The organism is Corynebacterium choanae (assembly GCF_003813965.1).
GTDB lineage: Bacteria > Actinomycetota > Actinomycetes > Mycobacteriales > Mycobacteriaceae > Corynebacterium > Corynebacterium choanae.
Genome location: NZ_CP033896.1, coordinates 1,652,341 through 1,669,785, shown reverse-complemented (window position 1 = coordinate 1,669,785; position 17,445 = coordinate 1,652,341). Strand labels below are relative to the sequence as shown.

The 17,445-nt window shown below is 56.1% G+C and carries 11 protein-coding genes and 7 tRNA genes; 11 read left to right on the top strand and 7 right to left on the bottom strand.

Annotated elements, in window-relative coordinates:
• Positions 1–185: 185 nt before the first annotated feature.
• The 7 genes from CCHOA_RS06010 to CCHOA_RS05980 form a co-directional block, all read right to left on the bottom strand.
• On the bottom strand, positions 186–1,445 hold the full coding sequence (locus CCHOA_RS06010) for a glycosyltransferase family 87 protein (RefSeq protein WP_206425773.1): 1,260 nt from the start codon (positions 1,443–1,445) through the stop codon (positions 186–188).
• Positions 1,446–1,617: 172 nt separating this feature from the next.
• Positions 1,618–1,690 (bottom strand) — tRNA-Gly (locus tag CCHOA_RS06005).
• A gap of 47 nt (positions 1,691–1,737) precedes the next feature.
• Positions 1,738–1,809, bottom strand: a tRNA-Val gene (locus CCHOA_RS06000).
• A gap of 36 nt (positions 1,810–1,845) precedes the next feature.
• Positions 1,846–1,921: transfer RNA gene (locus CCHOA_RS05995), tRNA-Gly, on the bottom strand.
• A gap of 34 nt (positions 1,922–1,955) precedes the next feature.
• Positions 1,956–2,030: transfer RNA gene (locus CCHOA_RS05990), tRNA-Val, on the bottom strand.
• 1 nt (position 2,031) lies between these two features.
• Positions 2,032–2,105: transfer RNA gene (locus CCHOA_RS05985), tRNA-Cys, on the bottom strand.
• 29 nt (positions 2,106–2,134) lie between these two features.
• Positions 2,135–2,207, bottom strand: a tRNA-Gly gene (locus tag CCHOA_RS05980).
• A 465-nt stretch (positions 2,208–2,672) separates the two neighbouring features.
• Between CCHOA_RS05980 and CCHOA_RS05975 the strand changes: the two genes are divergently transcribed.
• From CCHOA_RS05975 to CCHOA_RS05920, 11 genes are all read left to right on the top strand, one after another.
• A tRNA-Val gene (locus tag CCHOA_RS05975) sits at positions 2,673–2,744 on the top strand.
• A 1,205-nt stretch (positions 2,745–3,949) separates the two neighbouring features.
• Positions 3,950–5,242: a chymotrypsin family serine protease gene (locus CCHOA_RS05965; RefSeq protein ID WP_123928182.1), complete on the top strand. Its 1,293-nt coding sequence runs from the start codon at positions 3,950–3,952 to the stop codon at positions 5,240–5,242.
• 665 nt (positions 5,243–5,907) lie between these two features.
• Positions 5,908–6,666, top strand: a complete 759-nt coding sequence (locus CCHOA_RS05960) for a copper resistance CopC family protein (protein WP_245992089.1) — start codon at positions 5,908–5,910, stop codon at positions 6,664–6,666.
• 120 nt (positions 6,667–6,786) lie between these two features.
• Positions 6,787–7,452, top strand: a complete 666-nt coding sequence (locus CCHOA_RS05955; protein WP_164472406.1) for a copper chaperone PCu(A)C — start codon at positions 6,787–6,789, stop codon at positions 7,450–7,452.
• A gap of 460 nt (positions 7,453–7,912) precedes the next feature.
• Entirely contained in the window at positions 7,913–9,223 is a 1,311-nt protein-coding gene (locus CCHOA_RS05950) for a Dyp-type peroxidase (RefSeq protein ID WP_123928175.1), read from the top strand.
• Between the two features lie 1,037 nt (positions 9,224–10,260).
• A complete protein-coding gene (gene thrS, locus CCHOA_RS05945; protein ID WP_123930913.1) occupies positions 10,261–12,249 on the top strand; it encodes a threonine--tRNA ligase in 1,989 nt (662 codons plus the stop codon).
• Between the two features lie 481 nt (positions 12,250–12,730).
• Complete coding sequence (locus tag CCHOA_RS05940; protein ID WP_123928172.1) at positions 12,731–13,378, top strand: HIT family protein; 648 nt, start codon at positions 12,731–12,733, stop codon at positions 13,376–13,378.
• Between the two features lie 19 nt (positions 13,379–13,397).
• Positions 13,398–14,039 carry a phosphatidylinositol phosphate synthase gene (pgsA, locus tag CCHOA_RS05935; RefSeq protein WP_123928169.1) on the top strand — a complete coding sequence of 214 codons (642 nt, stop codon included), beginning with the start codon at positions 13,398–13,400 and terminating at the stop codon, positions 14,037–14,039.
• Between the two features lie 104 nt (positions 14,040–14,143).
• Positions 14,144–15,121, top strand: coding sequence for a phosphatidylinositol mannoside acyltransferase (locus CCHOA_RS05930; protein ID WP_245992088.1), 978 nt, complete (start codon positions 14,144–14,146; stop codon positions 15,119–15,121).
• A 244-nt stretch (positions 15,122–15,365) separates the two neighbouring features.
• Positions 15,366–16,478 carry a glycosyltransferase family 4 protein gene (locus CCHOA_RS05925; RefSeq protein ID WP_123928167.1) on the top strand — a complete coding sequence of 371 codons (1,113 nt, stop codon included), beginning with the start codon at positions 15,366–15,368 and terminating at the stop codon, positions 16,476–16,478.
• The gene (locus tag CCHOA_RS05920; protein ID WP_245992087.1) at positions 16,475–17,008 is read left to right on the top strand and encodes a hypothetical protein; all 534 of its coding nucleotides are present in this window, start codon (positions 16,475–16,477) and stop codon (positions 17,006–17,008) included. The genes CCHOA_RS05925 and CCHOA_RS05920 overlap by 4 nt, the downstream gene beginning before the upstream one ends.
• Positions 17,009–17,445 lie beyond the last annotated feature (437 nt).

Genomic DNA, 17,445 nt, shown 5'->3' with positions numbered 1-17,445 from the left:
CAGCAGCGTTGCACATGCCGCCACCGACAGTGTTTTTTAAGGCTACAGGCCTGTCCGACAATCCTAGCCGGTTTTGCTTGATGCCGAACCTAGCCGGGCACAAAGAAGTATGCGACAGTCGCGGCAACAGTGAGCACAGGCGATAGGCAGCGCGTTGACCCCGCTGCGACATCGCAAGGATTGCTTCACTTCACCGGAGCAGACTGTAGCTGTTCGCTGTGCCGGTAGCGATCCTGGGCAAACCAGCCGCAGGCGGTGGCGGTGATAGTGACGATTAGCAGTGCCCAGCCGGCGCATGCTGAAAAATTGTTGATCCAACGGCCAGCATCAAACAGTCCACCTTGCCAGGAATCTGGAGTCATCACCAGATACGCTGCAATCCAAGCGATTGGTGAATGCATAACGCTGCGGGCGGACACCACGGTGAAAAACATGGGGATCAGCAGCATCGAATAGTACATTTGCCCCAGGGATGAAAGGAAAAACACCCCGGTAAGCAGCAGCCCGGTGGTATGGGTGAGCCACAGCCACGGATCGCTGATGCGATACCGAGCAAGCAATATCACCGCCACGAGGCAAAGCACTGCAAAGAGTGCAAACCAGAAATGGAATTGCCATTGTGGCATGCGAAAATACGCGGCGATTCCTGGCAGGGAAGAATTCGAATAGTCACGGGTCTCTGCCAGATACGGGAGCAGTCGATGAATGTAATCATCAGTATCCACAACAAGCTGCCAACCGATGACATTGAGCACTACCGGGACTGCGATACCGGCGACAATGGTTTGCCATTGCAACCTGGCCAACGGCAGAAACAGCAAGGGAAGGAAGATCGGCTTAATCACGATCAGCAGACCGATGACGATGCCCGCAAGGAGCAGCCGACGATGTAGTAGCGCTTGGAGAAACACCACAAGCCCAAGCATCAATACTCCGTTGATGTTGGAAAACGTTAAGGTGTTTCGCACCGCTTCGGAATAGAACGCCAACGTCAGTGCTGCGGGGAACACCCACGAGCGCAGCGAAAAACCGCTGATTCTCGTCAGAAGGGCAAGTGCCACAATGATCGCGATCGCATTGACGACGATGAAAGAAATCCGGGCGGTATCGAAGTCTGTCGCAAACCCAAGGGGGGAAAGCAACAAGGTAGCGCCAGGGGAGTACAGGTAGTGCGGATCGACATAAAAATAGGTCTCGTTGTAGACCGGCTGATGATCCAAAAACCGTTGCAACGCCGAATACACCGTGGTGAAATCATCGGTGACTGCACCGTTGACGGCCAGCACACACACTCGGTGGAGCACCAGGGCGATTGCGATCGGCCACAACATGATGTTGCCGAGCCGATCTCGCTGTGCAGGGCTGGTGATAACTGTGGAGGGTGCAGTCGTCGGTGAGCCGCTAACCCACCATTGATCGAGACGTTCTTTCAGACCTAGTGACACGAGCTTTAGGATACAGGGCGATATCTGGTGACCAGAAGCATGGGGCAGCTTCCCGGGTTGAAGGTTGCGCAGTCTGTGCCCACAACTAGCCGAGGCGGCATTTGGATAGAAAAACAGTCACAGCCCAGTTCGCAGAAGTGAACTGGGCTGTGACTGTAACAATTTTTCAGAGAGCGGATGACGAGACTCGAACTCGCGACCCTAACCTTGGCAAGGTTATGCGCTACCAACTGCGCTACATCCGCATGACTATGAAGTTATTTGTTTTTAACGAAGCCCGTTCCCAGGCTCGTGCGCGATACTGGGATCGAACCAGTGACCTCTTCCGTGTCAGGGAAGCGCTCTCCCGCTGAGCTAAACGCGCGAGACACGACAATCGATAACGATCGAAAGGAAGTCGTGGAGCGGATGACGAGACTCGAACTCGCGACCCTAACCTTGGCAAGGTTATGCGCTACCAACTGCGCTACATCCGCATGGGTATGAAATTATCAAGACAAGATACTGTCTTGGTGCGCGATACTGGGATCGAACCAGTGACCTCTTCCGTGTCAGGGAAGCGCTCTCCCGCTGAGCTAAACGCGCTTGGAGGTGGAAACGGGAATCGAACCCGTGTGCACGGTTTTGCAGACCGTTGCCTCACCACTCGGCCATTCCACCGTTGGTAATCAGGTACGAGACCATACCAGAGCGGATGACGAGACTCGAACTCGCGACCCTAACCTTGGCAAGGTTATGCGCTACCAACTGCGCTACATCCGCATGTGTCATACAGCAACCGTAGGTCACTGCTGAACGAACACACACTTTATAGCCACAATGGTGTGCTGTGCAAATTCCCAGGTGAATCCCTTGCCGATGGGTGGGATTTTCGTTTCGTCCTATTTGTTCCAGGTTAGGCGTCGCCGTGTGCGGGGTGGGGACAAGTTCCATATTGCACAGTCACCAGATTGGATGTGCTGTCGAACTGACTCATTTTGGCATCGCTGTATTGCGCCGAGCGTAGTGCTCTAACGTGAAACTTAGCTGCTTTGGGGGAAGGAACTAGGTCATGGGGATGTGGCTATAGCTGAAAAGTTGTAGCCATCGGCGGCTCAGCGGTTCACTGGTTGTCCATATCTCCAGCTGATTGCGGGGTGAATAGGCTTAGTACCTGCCTATTTCCCCAACTGTGTGTGCTGTGCTAAGGTTACTTCTCGTCGGCAAACGCGACACCAATTTAATATCGGTCCTATGGCTCAGTGGAAGAGCGTTCCGTTCACACCGGAAAGGTCGCTGGTTCGATCCCAGCTAGGACCACTAGCACCCCGATTCATCAGTCGATGAATCGGGGTTTTTATTGTCGCCGCTATAGGGGAGGGTTCTAGCAGTCGCTGTACAACATGACGGGTGATTCTTTGCGCGACCTAGGCCGGTTTCGGGGTAAACCGGTTTGAGAAAAACAGGTGCATTTTGTTGTCCTATGTCACCAAGTGGGGAGTACCATCGTCTTACATATAGTGCTTACGACGCAACGAGTGAAAAACCTCAATGTTCACTCAGATTTCGAACGGTGCTGCTCACCCGACAATGAGCCGTCAACATGGCTTTTATCCGATTTTTCGGCAATGTAATGCTGCCTTCTCTCGGCTAAAGTTTTGTACGAACTGTGGGTATGTCGAGAAAATTGTAAAGTCTGTTTGCTGCGTCTTTATTTTTCGCTCGAGCGCTCGTTGGGCACAAGTTCATTCATATTGGTCGCTGCGCCTGGTTTGGTTGGCGACCTCCAATTTCACTCATGCACTCCTATTAAGGATCTACCCATGGTTCACCGCCGTGCAGTGCTACCCGCTGTCATCACGAGCCTCGCTCTTGTTGTGACTGGATGTTCTGCTTCCAGTACGTCCGATCCAACAGTGAAGATTCCTGAATCATCAGCAGGTTCAGTAGCCCCAGAAGCACCTGTTGACGTATCACCTTCTTCGCCAGTCGACCCGGAGCTCCAGCCAGAACCCAGCAAGTCGGAGCAACCACAACCAGAACCGGCCCCAGCGCCTGAACCTTCACCTGAAGTTTCAAAGCCTGAAATTGAGACCCCAGATGATTCCACGCCAGTATTCCCAGATACTGGTGAGCCTGCTACCCCGATAGAACCATCAAATCCGGATACACCAGTAGACCCAGACTTTGGCAAACCGCCTGTGGTAATTCCTCCCACTGGGAATCCGGATCCGAAACCGGAATCGAAGCCGGAACCGAAACCAGAACCGAAGCCGGATCCGAAACCAGAACCGAAGCCGGATCCGAAACCGGAACCGAAGCCCGAACCAACTTCCGATCCACAACCATCGGAAGAATCTCCTAAGCCACAGCCAAAACCCGAGCCAGAAACTAGCCCGAAACCAGAACCCACCGAAGGCAACGATTCCGCGTTGCCTTCATGGCGGATTCAAGGGCCACTCGATACAGTGCCCGATCGCAGTTTAGGACGCCCAAGAGCGATACATCAGGGTGATGTGCTGTTAATGAAGAATCCCGATGCCAAACCTGGGCAGCCCCAGTATCTGGGTTGCACGGTCGGATTTGTTGATAAGCGCTACCACACGTTACTTACCGCCTCAAGCTGTGGTGAAAACGGTACCGAGGTGGTCGACGAGTATGGCCGGCCCATTGGAGTAATGAGCCGAATCTATAACAATGATGAGGCAAGGAAGAACCCGTGGGAAGCCGGCAGTGACGAGGATTTGCGACGTCTTGCAACTGATATTGCAGAGATTCGCCTGTACTCGGATGTGCGACTTGGGAACAACCACTATTCCGGCAACACCCTAGCTGAAGTGGATCCGGCAACCTGGAAAGGGAAAGAGGTCTGTTTTAAAGCCGCCCAAACCGAAAGCGAATCCTGCGGGACAGTTACTTATGCCTCGAATCACTATTCGGGAACAATGATTTTTGGGGTCGATGCAAACACATCAGGTGTAGTCACCGGGGCAGGGGTTTATCTTCCGGGATCCGGGTTGGTTGGTGTGGCAGCCCGACTTGGTGAATGGGAAGGGAAAACCATTGCCGTATTTGTGCGCATCCCGACTACCGACAATGAGCCGGAAGTCGATGACACTGCAGCGCCACTTCCGGATGATCCTCAACGACTAGAAGTACCCGAGCTACCCACTTGGGATTACGCCGCTGCATTGACCACCATCCCGGATCGCAGCGAAGGTAAACCGTTACCGCTTTCGCAGGGTGAATTCGTCTACATCAAACACGCTACTCCTGCCGAGGATGGAACCATGTGGTCGCAGTGTACCGTCGCATTCGCCGATAAAACCCGTGGCGTCGCGGTAACTGCAGCGCACTGTGGTGAATCCGGTTCGGTCGTCTACGACACAGCTTTACATCCGCTCGGAGTGCTGCAACGGCTCTATTCCAATGATGAGCCGAAAGACAACCACTGGGAACATGGCAGTGCCGGTGACTGGTTGCGGATGGCAACAGACCTGGCAGTAATCCGCCCTTATGCCGATGTTGTGGTGGGTGCGAACCCATTTAGCGGCGATACCCATGCGGGAATCACTCCAGACGAGCTGGTAGGTAAACAGGCTTGCGTCTACGGAAGTACCACGCAGGAAGTTCGCTGTGGCACTATCGTCTATCGCGGCAAATACTATGCTGATCAGATTTTCGGCGTTAATGTCGAAGCGGCACCTGGTGATTCCGGCGGTCCGGTGTGGATCCCTGGCGATGGTGTCGTGGGGTCGATACATGCCGGTTCATCACAATTTGGTGAAAACCTCACGCTATTTACCCGCCTGCCGTAGCTCGCTGTTGCGCAGCCAGGTCTAAAACGTTTGTTTGCACAGACTGGCGTGCAGTAGTTTGGTGCGGAGTATCCGCTGCTTTCCACCTTGAATGCTGGGAAGCAGCGGTTTTTCTTTGCGGGTTTACGACTTGATTGCTGTTGATGCTTTTCCGTTGTGGTGAAACCTGCAAAATCCTCAAGTTCCTGCAGTCTGGTGCTCGCAGGTGCTCCAGCCGCAACATTGCACACCGGTTTGCTGCTTGCTTTGACAACTATTGCCTGAAGTCTTGTAGTCCCTTGAAGGACTCAGCTTTGCAAGAGTCGGCTTGGACGTGATCTGCACAACTCCATACGGCTCCTAGTTATCGACAGGTGGTGGGGGCGTGTTGCGCTCTACACAATCCGCACTGTCAAAATCCCGATTTTGTCCGTGTTTGTGCCGGTCACAGGGCTTTCGTTGATACATCGTTGGCGCTTCAGGCCGTTGCATCGGGGGTAGTGGTCCGCGGCCAACATTGCCGTACCGGGAACTAACAGAAGCTCGTGGCCGACTACTTCGATAAGTGCCTGCAATAAGCTGCGCGGAATGTAATGTCCCGTTCACGCCAGTGACCGCGGGTACTGTTATCGTTTGGAAGTGCATGCTTTACACCGTGTGTTTGCGCACCACGTGCTGCAGCACCGGTGAGCCGTTTTCAACCGTTTGTGAAGGGTAAAAAACTCGTGTTTTCGCTGGAATCGATTGGTACAGGCTTTCGCCGTAACGTGGCAGTAGTCGCCACTGCGGGATTGCTGGGTGTGGGTGCGGCGCCGCTGGCGTTCGCACACGATGTGGTGGTGCACGCGACCCCCGCGGATGGGGCAGTGGTGGAAACCTTTCCCCACCACATTGAACTTGAGTTCTCCGGTATTCCGCAGGAAAGCTTCAACACGATTGCAGTGTCCAACGCGGAAACCCACGAAGTGTTGTTTACCGACACCCCGCAGCTGACCGACAATGTAGTGTCGGTGGATTTACCGGATGACCTTAATCCCGGTTCCGGCGAATATATTGTCGGATTCCAAATCACCTCCTCGGACGGCCATGCAACCCGGGGCAAAACCACCTTCCACGTTGCTGGTGAAGGGGCTGACTCACCGACTACTCGGAGCTCTGCAGCCAGCACGTCTGCGACGTCAACTTCAAGCAGTACAACCACTACCGCTAGTAGTGCTGCTCCTGCTTCGTCGGCTACGACATCTGTCTCAACGACGGCGACAGCGTCGACGTCTGCTGCTGCTTCGTCGACAACTACCGCTGCAGCTGATACTGCCGATGATGCTCCGACCAACGAGCAAAGTGCGAAAGGGTCACCGGTGCCGCTGTGGATTGGACTTGGTGTCGGTGTGATCGTGCTGATCGGGTTGGTGGTGTTGTTCACGCGGCGACGCCGTACTGGCTAGCCGGGTTGGAAGAATCTTCGTCGGTGCGGCATCACCACACCAAACGATGGCGTTCTAAGTTGTTGGGAGCCAATGACTCCCTCCAGTGTTCATTCGCTTTTGCAAAGAATTGAGAGTTTTATGCGTATTTCTGCTGTGAAAATCACTGCCGCTGCTGCTGTTGCTTCTGCTTTGGTGCTGTCTGCATGTGGGAGTGACGACTCTGCTGCCGATATGACGGTGACATCGGTTGCAACCGAAACCGACACCACGACCACCACTCCGAGCACGACCACCAGTACTTCGACTTCAACTTCGACCACCACTGAAGCTGCTGCAGAGAAGTTGAATAGCGACAATGTGCAGCTCAAGGATGCCTACTTCAAGGCCGCTGTGAAAGATGACGGCCACACTGCACTGTTCGGTGTGTTTGAAAATGACACTGATCAGCCGCTGAATATTGTTGGTTTCACCAGCACCATTGATGCAGGGATGAACCAGCTGCACGAGGTTGTCAACGGGGTGATGAAGGAGAAAGAGGGCGGTTTCGTGGTGGAACCGGGTCAGGATTATGAACTGAAGCCGGGTGCCGATCACATGATGGTGATGAAACTCAACCAGGATGTGAAGGCTGGTGACACCTTCGATGTGACCGTGGAATTCGCTGACGGTCAGACTGTCGAGTACACCAATATTCCGGTGCGGGAAATTGCCTCCGGTGCGGAAAACTATGGTGATGATTCACATGCCGACCATGCAGGTCATGAAGGTCACGAAGGGCACGATCACGACAAGGAAGCCCACTAGTTTCCACAAGTTGTGATCTTCCCAGCTGGGCAAGGTCTATCGCACCTGGCTGGTGTGGATCGGAGCGTCTCATCAGCAGGTTCAGTGGTTTTCAAGCGTGACGGATCAGCATTACCGGATTGTGACGTCTGCGAGGATGAGCAACGGTAGTGCTGGTTTCTGCGGTAGGAACACACTGGTTAGTCGCGGTGAACCGCGCACGGGATAGACCTTGCTGCAGACGCTGTCTGCTAGCGCAGCAGCTTGCGGTGGGGTTGGTCGTGACAGTGCCAATGCCTGCAAAACACAGCAGAACCGTCGAATTATCCGCAGGAACGGATGTGTTTCTACTAGCGTAGAGCGTATGCCAATATCATCGGCGCGAATGCAGCGCAGGATGAAAACCGATGCCATCGCCATCGTGCACTGCAGCCTGGTTGTGGCAGATCAATGGAATAAGTAAGAAGGAGATGTGTACCGCATGGTTCACAACCGAAACGAAACTCCCGAATCTACCAACCAGCAGCCGGATGCGGCACCGCTGTCTCGTCGTTCCTTTCTCGCTGGTGTGTCTGCTACTGCTGCCGGTATTGCCGCGGCACAACCGCTGCTGGCTCATGGCCAAACACGCACCACAAACACTCGGGAGATCCCTGATGCTACGGGGGCGACTGATGCGGTCACTGATGAGCTTGCTGAGGTGGTGGTGTTCGATGATGAGCATCAGGCCGGTATCCGGACTGCTGAACAAGCTCATTGCTCCCTCATCGGTTTCAACTTTCGGGCAGGAGTAGACGCTGACGATGTGCGTCGCCTTCTTACCCTGTGGACTGAAGATGCTAGGCGTTTGACTGCGGGGACAGCTCCATTGGGGGATCTTGAACCGGAAATGGCTAAGGCACCGGCGCATTTGACGATTACTTGTGGGTTTGGTCCTGGCCTCTTTGAGGTCATTGGAAAGCCGGCGCAACGCCCTGCTTGGTTGGAGCCGCTGCCAGCATTCGAACGGGACGAGCTCGATGACAAATGGGGGCAAACTGATCTTGTATTGCAGCTCTGCTGTGACGATCAGTTGACTTTGGCGCATGCTCAGCGGCACATGATTCGCTCCGCTATGAGCTACGTGTCACCAAGCTGGATACAACTCGGATTTTTGCCGCAGCGTGGTGCCCGGGAAGGGGGAGCCCCGCGGAATTTGTTTGGGCTCAAAGATGGGACTGTCAATCCGAACAAGGATAAAGAATATAACGACATTGTGTGGATTGATGAGGGGCCAGATTGGCTCCATGGGGGAACCTGTCTTGTGCTGCGCCGCATCGCATTCAAAATGTTTGAATGGGAGAAACTCGACCGGGCTTCGCGGGAACAAGTGTTTGGCCGCAAGCTCGACTCTGGTGCGCCACTGACCGGGAAGAAGGAAACCGACACTCCCGACTATGAGGCGCGGGATAGCTATGGGCTACCGGTTATTGATCCGACTTCTCATATGGCGCGGGCAACCAATCCGGCGGATAAACCCAACCAGAAGCTGCGCCGCCGTGCTTACAGCTATGATCTTCCGCCGGAACCCGACAGTGAGGATGGTGCAAACTCTGGGTTGCTGTTTATCTGTTTCCAACAAGATCCGCGGGAGCAGTTCATTCCGATTCAGCAACGCCTCGACACTATTGATCGACTCAACCAGTGGGTCACCCACATTGGGTCTGCGGTGTACGCCTGCCCGCCCGGAACGGATGCTCAAGGGGCAAAGGGGCGGGACACCTACTGGGGGCAGTCTTTGCTCGAAGGATAGCCGCTAGTAGTCCTGTTCAACTGTTCCAGGTGCCAACGGTGGCAGCATGACGAGCTGGGGCAGCTGATCGTTTCAGCTTGCGTGCTGCTACCACTGGTGCTGGTTTTCAACCTGGTATTTTCCCTTTTGGCGCCGTGAGACACTAGCTGCTGTGCCAGCAATCTCCAAAGCAGTCTATCGTCGGTGACCGGAAGCGATAGGTGGTTGTAATTATTGCGGTGGTAACAAGCCTGTTGGTTGCTTTCAGGTGAGGCGGCTTTCCCCGCAGAGCCGGTCAGCTGCACGGCTGTGCCGTGTGCGGCGATGGAACATTCAGTGGGCTGCATGTCATCCTGCTGTTCGGCAAGACGAGTTTTCAGCGTGTTGTCGCTGTTGCTGAATTGTCCGTTGCGGCGTGGGGAAACAGTCAGGAGAGCGGTATTTTCTCAAGTCTGGTGTCGATGGGGGCGAAACCAGTATCAGTAGACAGTAATCGGTGTGGAGCAGGTCGCCGGACTTACCTGCCGGCCACCAATGGTTGTTCCATGAAAACTCGGTACCTGCGGGTGGGGCTGTCCTTGCTTGCACAGTCGGCGTGCCGGGGGTGATGAGCAAAGTATCAGCGAGGAGGGGAAAAATTGCCTTACGGTATCGTTTCCTGCTGCGCATCCGGTAGCATACTTCTGCGTTACATTCAGATTGTCACCGCCAGCAATAAGTGACTACTGCTAGTGTCCTGTTTTGCTCAGCCTCTGCAACGGTTACCGGTGTTTGCGGCGTGCAACACTGCTCAATGTGTTGCAGGAGTGTGCTTGCGCAGCAGGTTAGCTGCTGGCGGAGAGCTCAGCGTCAGGCTGCGGAAAGCCAGCTGGGTTTTGTGTGAATCTCAATGGAACGATCAAACCTGATAAACGCAGCTACCTGCCAGGTATGCAGGGGCTGCTTGAGCGCAAAAGGAGCGCTGGTACACCGTGGAATCTGTTTTTAGTGCCGTCGAATTGGCAACTTACACCCCTGTGACGTTCACTGTTGCCGCAGGAACTGCAGCAGGCGCTGCCATGCGGGAGCTGGAGTTGCCTACCAAGGGGGAACAAGCCATCGTGGCGGTGGCAACCAGCGATGGCACCTTGCGTGATCTCGGGTTCGTTCCAGAACAAGAAACCACCGTCACCGCTGTACCGGCGTTTACTGAAGCTGGGCGGTCGGTGATTCGTCACTCTTGTACCCATGTGCTGGCACAGGCTGTGCAGGCAGAGTTCCCAGGCACCAAGCTTGGTATCGGACCGGCTGTGGAAAACGGCTTCTACTATGACTTCCTCACCGATCACGCGTTTACGCCAGAAGACTTGGCGAAACTGGAAAAGCGGATGAAGAAAATCATCAAGTCGGGGCAGAAGTTTGAACGCCGCGTCTACGCAGATGCGGCTGAGGCGCGCCAGGCATTAGCGGCTGAACCGTTAAAGCTGGAACTCATTGACGATAAAGGCAATGTTGATCCGAACTCGGATGAAGCTACCGAGATCGGTGCCGGTGAACTGACCGGCTACTACAACATCAACCCGCGCAGCGGGGAAGTGGAGTGGTATGACTTGTGCCGCGGGCCGCATGTGCCGACCACGAAATATATTCCCGCTTTCGCCCTGACTCGTTCCTCGGCTGCCTACTGGCGGGGGGATCAAAACAATGTTGGTTTGCAGCGGATCTACGGCACCGCCTGGGAGTCGAAGGAGAAGCTGGAAGAATATCAGCGCATGCTTGAGGAAGCGGAAAAACGCGACCACCGCCGTTTGGGGCAAGAGATGGATCTGTTTAGCTTCCCAGATGAGATTGGTTCCGGCTTCCCGGTGTTTCATCCCGATGGTGGCATGATCCGCCTGGAGATGGAGGAGCATTCCCGCAAGCAGCATCTGGCGCACGGCTATTCGTTTGTCAACACCCCTCACTTGACGAAGGGGGATCTATTTGCGCAGTCCGGGCACCTCGATTTCTATGCTGACGGCATGTTCCCGCCGATGAAACTCGACGGCGAATATGACGCGGACGGCAACTGCACCAAGCAGCCGCAGGACTACTATGCCAAGCCGATGAACTGCCCCTTCCACAATCTGATTTTTGCCTCCCGGGGACGTTCATATCGTGAACTGCCGCTGCGCCTTTTCGAGTTCGGTACGGTGTACCGCTATGAGAAGTCTGGTGTGATTCATGGGTTGACTCGTGCGCGTGGCTTCACTCAGGATGATGCGCATATCTATTGCACTGAAGATCAGCTTGAGGCTGAGCTCACCCGGGTGTTGGAGTTCATTTTGTCGTTGTTGAAAGACTACGGCCTTGATGACTTCTATCTGGAACTTTCCACTAAGGATGAGGGGAAGTTTGTCGGATCGGATGAGATTTGGCAGCGTTCCACTGAGATTTTGGAACGGGTAGCGACAAAGTCCGGCCTTGACCTGGTACCAGATCCAGGCGGTGCCGCATTCTATGGGCCAAAGATTTCGGTGCAGGCCCGCGATGCAATTGGTCGTACCTGGCAGATGTCGACGGTGCAGCTCGACTTCAATTTGCCGGAACGTTTCAACCTGGAGTACACCGCCTCAGATGGCTCGAAGCAGCGGCCGATTATGATTCACCGTGCCCTGTTCGGCTCGATTGAGCGGTTCTTCGGGGTGCTGCTGGAACACTATGCAGGTGCATTCCCAGCGTGGCTGGCTCCCCACCAGGTGGTTGGTATTCCGGTGGCTGACGAGTTTGCGCCACATCTCCAGCAGGTGGTGGATCAGCTGCGGCAGCGTGGTATTCGGGCGGAAGTGGATGCCAGCGATGATCGGATGCAGAAAAAGATCCGCAATCACACCACTGCCAAGATTCCGTTTATGCTGCTGGCTGGTGCCCGCGACGTGGAAGCCGGTGCGGTGTCGTTCCGTTTCTTGGATGGAACCCAGCACAATGGGGTGCCGGTGGCGCAAGCCGTGGAGCTTATTGCACAGTGGATCGCTGACCGTCGCAATGAGCAGCCGAAAGCAGCTGTCCTTTTTCCGGATGCTGAGTAAATAGCAGGGCTGCGGTTTCATCCGGCGGTGCACCACGGTAGCGAAACTGAACGTTCGCTACCGTGGTGCAACAGCTTCTGTCTGGCCGGTGGAACTGTGCTGTTACCGCTGGGGGCGGTGCATATACACCTGGTCGGGTCGTGCATGACTGTGGCCAGGTGGGTTGTTCTGCGAAGGGGGAGCACCGGTAGGCAGTGTTGCGGGCGCGACTGTGACAGATCCCAGCAAAGGGTGCAACGCCGCTGGACAGCGGTGGTTCATCTGCGTGGTGCAACGCAGGTTCCTTGCAAGTATTTTGCTAGAAACCCTGTTGCTGGGCGTCGCCAACGCCTAGGGTGGAAACACGATAGTCGTTGGCACACAACAGCTGTAGTTAGGTGCGGCACGATGATCGCCGTACCGGAGTGTTCCCTTGTGCACGGGCAGCATGTTGCCGCCGGCAACATATTCGGCTTTCCGGGTGGAAGAAGAGGTTTGAGGTATGCAGGATGATTCGACAATCGTAGATCAGGGGTTAGGCACCCCTGATCGGCTGCTTCGGCTGTGGGCGCCCTACCGGATGCACTATATTGCGCAATCGCCGGCGACTGCCGATGCGAGCAATTCGCAGGCGGCGGCAACCAGTGCTGAGCAGCATGCGGCACCGGAGAAGGACACCGATACGGCAGCTGCGCGGGCAACCCGCAAGGATCCCTTTTTAGTGGTGCCAACGTTATCTGACGAGGACGGGCTGATTGTCGCCCGTGGGACGCATGTGTTTTGTGTGTTGAATCTCTATCCCTACAATCCGGGGCATATGATGGTGATCCCCTATCGGAAGGTTGCCAATCTCGAAGACCTCACCCAGGCGGAATCCCGCGAATTGATGGCATTTGCCCAGCATGCGATCCGCTGCGTGAAGCAGGTGTCGCATCCGGACGCGGTCAATGCCGGTTTTAATTTGGGGAAAGCCTCCGGTGGGAGCGTGGGGGATCATCTGCACATGCATATAGTTCCCCGGTGGAGTGGGGATGCGAATTTTATGACGGTGATCGACGGGGTGAAGGTGCTGCCGCAGACATTGCAGGACACCCGCACCTTGCTGGCGCAGGCGTGGCAGTCGCTTCCGCATCCTGATCTGGCCGGATAGAACGAGGAGTGTTCGAAGCATGCTCAGTGTTGGTGGGCGCAAGCCGGCTGCTGTGGTGGTCGATCCGTTAGCGAAATCGTTGCTGCAACTGGGGATTCGTCCGAATCAGGTGACGATTGCCTCGGCGGTGTTATCAGTGCTGGCGTGTTGCACGTTGATTCCGACCGGTCATCTGTTTGCGGCAGCGATCACCATTGCGGTGTTTACCGCATTTGATCTCATCGACGGGACGATGGCGCGCATGTCGCGGGGTGGCACCAGTTTTGGGGCGACGCTGGATGCAAGCTGTGACCGGATTACCGACGGTGCGTTGTTTGCGGCGATACTGTGGTGGCTGGTGTATTCCGCCGGGGCGCCGCGGTGGCATGTTGCGGCAGCACTCATCGTGTTGGTTTCGTCGCAGGTGATCTCCTATGTGAAGGCGCGTGCTGAAGCAGGCGGTTTGCCTATTGTTGGGGGCATTGTTGAACGCGCCGAACGGCTATTGGTTTCTTTGATCGGCTTGGGATTGACTGGTTTAGGTGTCTCTTGGGCACTGCCGGTGGCGTTGTGGCTGCTGGCGGTAGGAAGCGTCGCAACAGTGATACAACGGTTACTGATGGCGAAGCGATCAAAGTTTGCTCAAAATCCGCTTGCCCCACCACCAGGCGCTCACCCGTAACAGAGGATGTCGCCTTCGCTGGTTGTGTACCCTGGTGCGGTGCTTGGCGCAACGTGGTTGCTTACTGGTGGGTGCGGGGTTAGGGCGATGGAACAAGGAGCAACATGGTGAAGGTATCGAAGGCATGCCGGGTACAGTCAGCTGTGGCACGGATGCGGAACAATCTGCTGGTGCAGGCGGTTGCCTCCCGGGATGTGGCAGCTATTGGCTATATCGCCGCCTGGCAGGTGGTGAAATTTTTACCTGACCGGCTCATTGCGGTGTTGCCGGGCATCATTGGTCGAATCGTGTCGCAGAACGGCCGCGGCATGGAGCAGCTGCGGCGCAATCTCACCCGGGTCGTTGGGCCAGAAGCGGTGACTACATCATTGGTGATTGCGTCGACGGCCTCCTATGTGCGCTACTGGTTGGAGGCGTTTCGCCTGCGGGAGCTGGTGCATACACCAGGGCTGTTGAAGCGACTTGATGCGTCGGTGACCGGGTTTGCACATGTGCAGGAGTCGATTGCGGCGGATCGTCCCGTGCTGTTGGTGACGACGCATTCGGGCAATTGGGATTTAGCTGGATGGTGGCTTACCACCAAGCTGGGATCGTTTACTACTGTTGCGGAACGGCTCCGACCAGAGGTGCTGTTTTCCGCGTTTGTGAACTATCGCGAAACACTCGGGTTTGAGGTGATTGCTTCCCGCGGCGACGGGCCGGTTGTGCCGCAGCTTATTTCGCGGCTCAACAACCGGCAGCCGGTGGTGCTGCTAGGGGAGCGGGATTTATCACGACACGGGGTGGAAGTGCCGTTGTGTGGCGAGTTGGCAAAGTTGCCGTATGGCCCGGAAAAACTTGCCCGCGCCACTGACTGTGCGGTGCATGTGGCTGATTTGTGGTTTACCGACAATGGGTGGCGGTTTGCTGTCAGCGAAGATCTGAACCCGGTCAGTGAGCAGGGGCGCAGTGCCGTGCAAGCTATGCCAGTCGGTGGGCTGATTGCCCGACTGGCGGACAGGTTTACCCAGCACATCACAGCCCATCCGGCGGATTGGCACATGCTGCAGCCGGTGTTTGTGGCAGATCTAGAGCAGCGCTAGGCGCTCCTTGGTGCAAATAAGCCTCGGCGCAAACGCCAGGAAAATTGTTCAGCCGACACAGAGACCCAGTCCACTTTTGCCGGGCCACGATGCAATGGTGGATGTGTCGGTGTGGGGTTTTCATTTGAGTGGGGAAGTTGACTAGGGTTGCCACGCATAGAGCAAGGCGTTGCAGGCTAGCCGGCTGGTGCGGCATGGCGCATGCGGCAAAAGGGGAACCCTGGAAGGAGGAACCGGAGGGCTGATGCGGATCGGAATTGTGTGCCCCTACTCGTTTGATGAGCCGGGCGGGGTGCAGGCACATGTACTCGACATGGCGAAGTTCCTGCGTAGTCAAGGGCATTACGTGCGGGTGCTGGGGCCGGCAACCGCAGCAGCAACGGTGCCTGATTTTGTGCAGCGCGGCGGCGGATCAGTGGCGGTGCCATACAACGGTTCAGTTGCCCGGTTGTCGATCGGGCCGAAGGTGCGGCAGCAGGTGAAAACGTTTCTGCAGGAGGGACAATTTGACGTGTTGCATGTGCATGAGCCAAATAGTCCCAGCTATTCGTTAGCGGCATTACTACTTGCCCAAGGACCGATTGTTGCCACCTTCCACACCTCCGGGGATGCGTCAACATTGTTAAAGATCGCCAAACCGGTGTTGACCCCGCTGCTGGAGAAAATCCGGGCGGGCATTGCCGTCTCTGAGATGGCTCGTCGTTTCCAAATGCTGCAATTAGGCGGCGATCCGGTGGTGATCCCGAACGGGGTGGATATTGCCCCGTTTGCGGCTGCCCGCCACCAGCATGCACACCGCGCGGCGGCTGCAACAGCCACGAACCCGCTCCAGGTGTGTTTTCTAGGGCGGCTCGACGAGCCCCGAAAAGGCCTGGATGTGCTACTGCAGGCATTAGAATTTGTGCAATGCCCTGTTGCCGTGACAGTAATGGGGGCAGGCACTGCGCGCCCCCATCCACAGGTAACCTATCTTGGGCGGGTAAGCGACGCTCAAAAAGCAGCAGTACTCGCCGCGAGCGATGTGTACTGTGCGCCGAATACCGGCGGGGAATCCTTCGGAATTGTGCTCGTGGAGGCGATGGCTGCCGGGGCATGTGTGTTGGCCAGCGACTTGGAGGCGTTTCGTGCTGTCACTGGTGCAGCCAGCAAGCAGCCGGCTGGAATGCTCTTTCCCACCGGTGATCCGCACGCGTTAGCGGCAAGCCTTGACAGATTGGCGAGCGATTGGCAGCTGCGGCATCGACTGCGCGCCGGGGGTGTGCAGCGGGCGCAAGAATTTGACTGGTCGGTGGTAGGCCAGCGAGTGTTAGCGGTGTATTCCACTGTTGCCGGCTACGAGAAAGTACGACTCGCATGATTGATCCGTGGGTAGCTGGCATCGTTGGGGTGCTATGCCTTGTGGCGATGTGGAGCTATTTCACTGCCCAACGCCTCAACCGGCTACACATTCGCACCGATGCGGCAAGACAACAACTGCTTGCCGCGCTCGACCAGCGGTCGTTAGTGTTTGCTGCTATCACCGATACGCTGCCGCCGGCAGCGACGCTGCGGGTGGATGTGAACCCGAAAATCGCTTTGGAGCAGCGGGCGGAAGCCGAAGCGGCGTTAAGCTTTCGGATTAACGCCCATCCGCGGCGGGAAGACCCAGCTCTTCAATGCGCGATGACCCGGGTGGAGTTAGCGATCCGCTTCTATAACGATGCGGTGACTGCGACGCGGGCGCTTCGGCTGCGGCCACTGGTGCGGCTGCTGCATCTTGGAGGTACTGCTGCTTTGCCAAGCTATTTTGATCCAGCCGGGCTGACTACCGCCATCCCATCGCACACCACCCCGGCGATTGGGGACGCTTCAGCCCCGCATGGAGATTCCCAATCTGACAAGTGCTAACCGATCACCGAAAATGCAACCCGATAGCCAGTACTGTGGTGGGGCTGATCCTTGTGCGGCGAAGCCAACCACAATTGGAGCCTCTGCGGTGCCCGCCGCCCTGCAGGGGTGGTGTTGTCGTAGCAGGCTACAAGCCCCACACTTCGGCTGGGTGCCTGACGGTCGCCTCCCAGTTCTGGTCACGATACAACATGGAAACAGGTGGGGCAGTAACGACAACGCACCATGCGACAGGCTAGACTTTGTGCCCAAGGACAATACTTGCCAACCAGTGCAGCCATCCCCGGTCGTTGCAACAGCAGCGACCGGCGCCATGGGTGGATTGGTCGGTACGAAACATCGGCTATCAACCTTCCGTATTGATACCTTCTTTTCCACAACCCACCACTATCGGAAAACACACTGCTGTGGTGTTTGCCAACCTCATCGCAGTCGTT

Coding starts and splice junctions, on each gene's coding strand:
- CCHOA_RS05965 (WP_123928182.1), top strand. CDS start 3,950: ATGAAGAATCCCGATGCCAAACCTGGGCAGCCCCAGTATCTGGGTTGC.
- CCHOA_RS05955 (WP_164472406.1), top strand. CDS start 6,787: ATGCGTATTTCTGCTGTGAAAATCACTGCCGCTGCTGCTGTTGCTTCT.
- CCHOA_RS05950 (WP_123928175.1), top strand. CDS start 7,913: ATGGTTCACAACCGAAACGAAACTCCCGAATCTACCAACCAGCAGCCG.
- thrS (WP_123930913.1), top strand. CDS start 10,261: ATGCGGGAGCTGGAGTTGCCTACCAAGGGGGAACAAGCCATCGTGGCG.
- CCHOA_RS05940 (WP_123928172.1), top strand. CDS start 12,731: ATGCAGGATGATTCGACAATCGTAGATCAGGGGTTAGGCACCCCTGAT.
- pgsA (WP_123928169.1), top strand. CDS start 13,398: ATGCTCAGTGTTGGTGGGCGCAAGCCGGCTGCTGTGGTGGTCGATCCG.
- CCHOA_RS05930 (WP_245992088.1), top strand. CDS start 14,144: ATGGTGAAGGTATCGAAGGCATGCCGGGTACAGTCAGCTGTGGCACGG.
- CCHOA_RS05925 (WP_123928167.1), top strand. CDS start 15,366: ATGCGGATCGGAATTGTGTGCCCCTACTCGTTTGATGAGCCGGGCGGG.
- CCHOA_RS05920 (WP_245992087.1), top strand. CDS start 16,475: ATGATTGATCCGTGGGTAGCTGGCATCGTTGGGGTGCTATGCCTTGTG.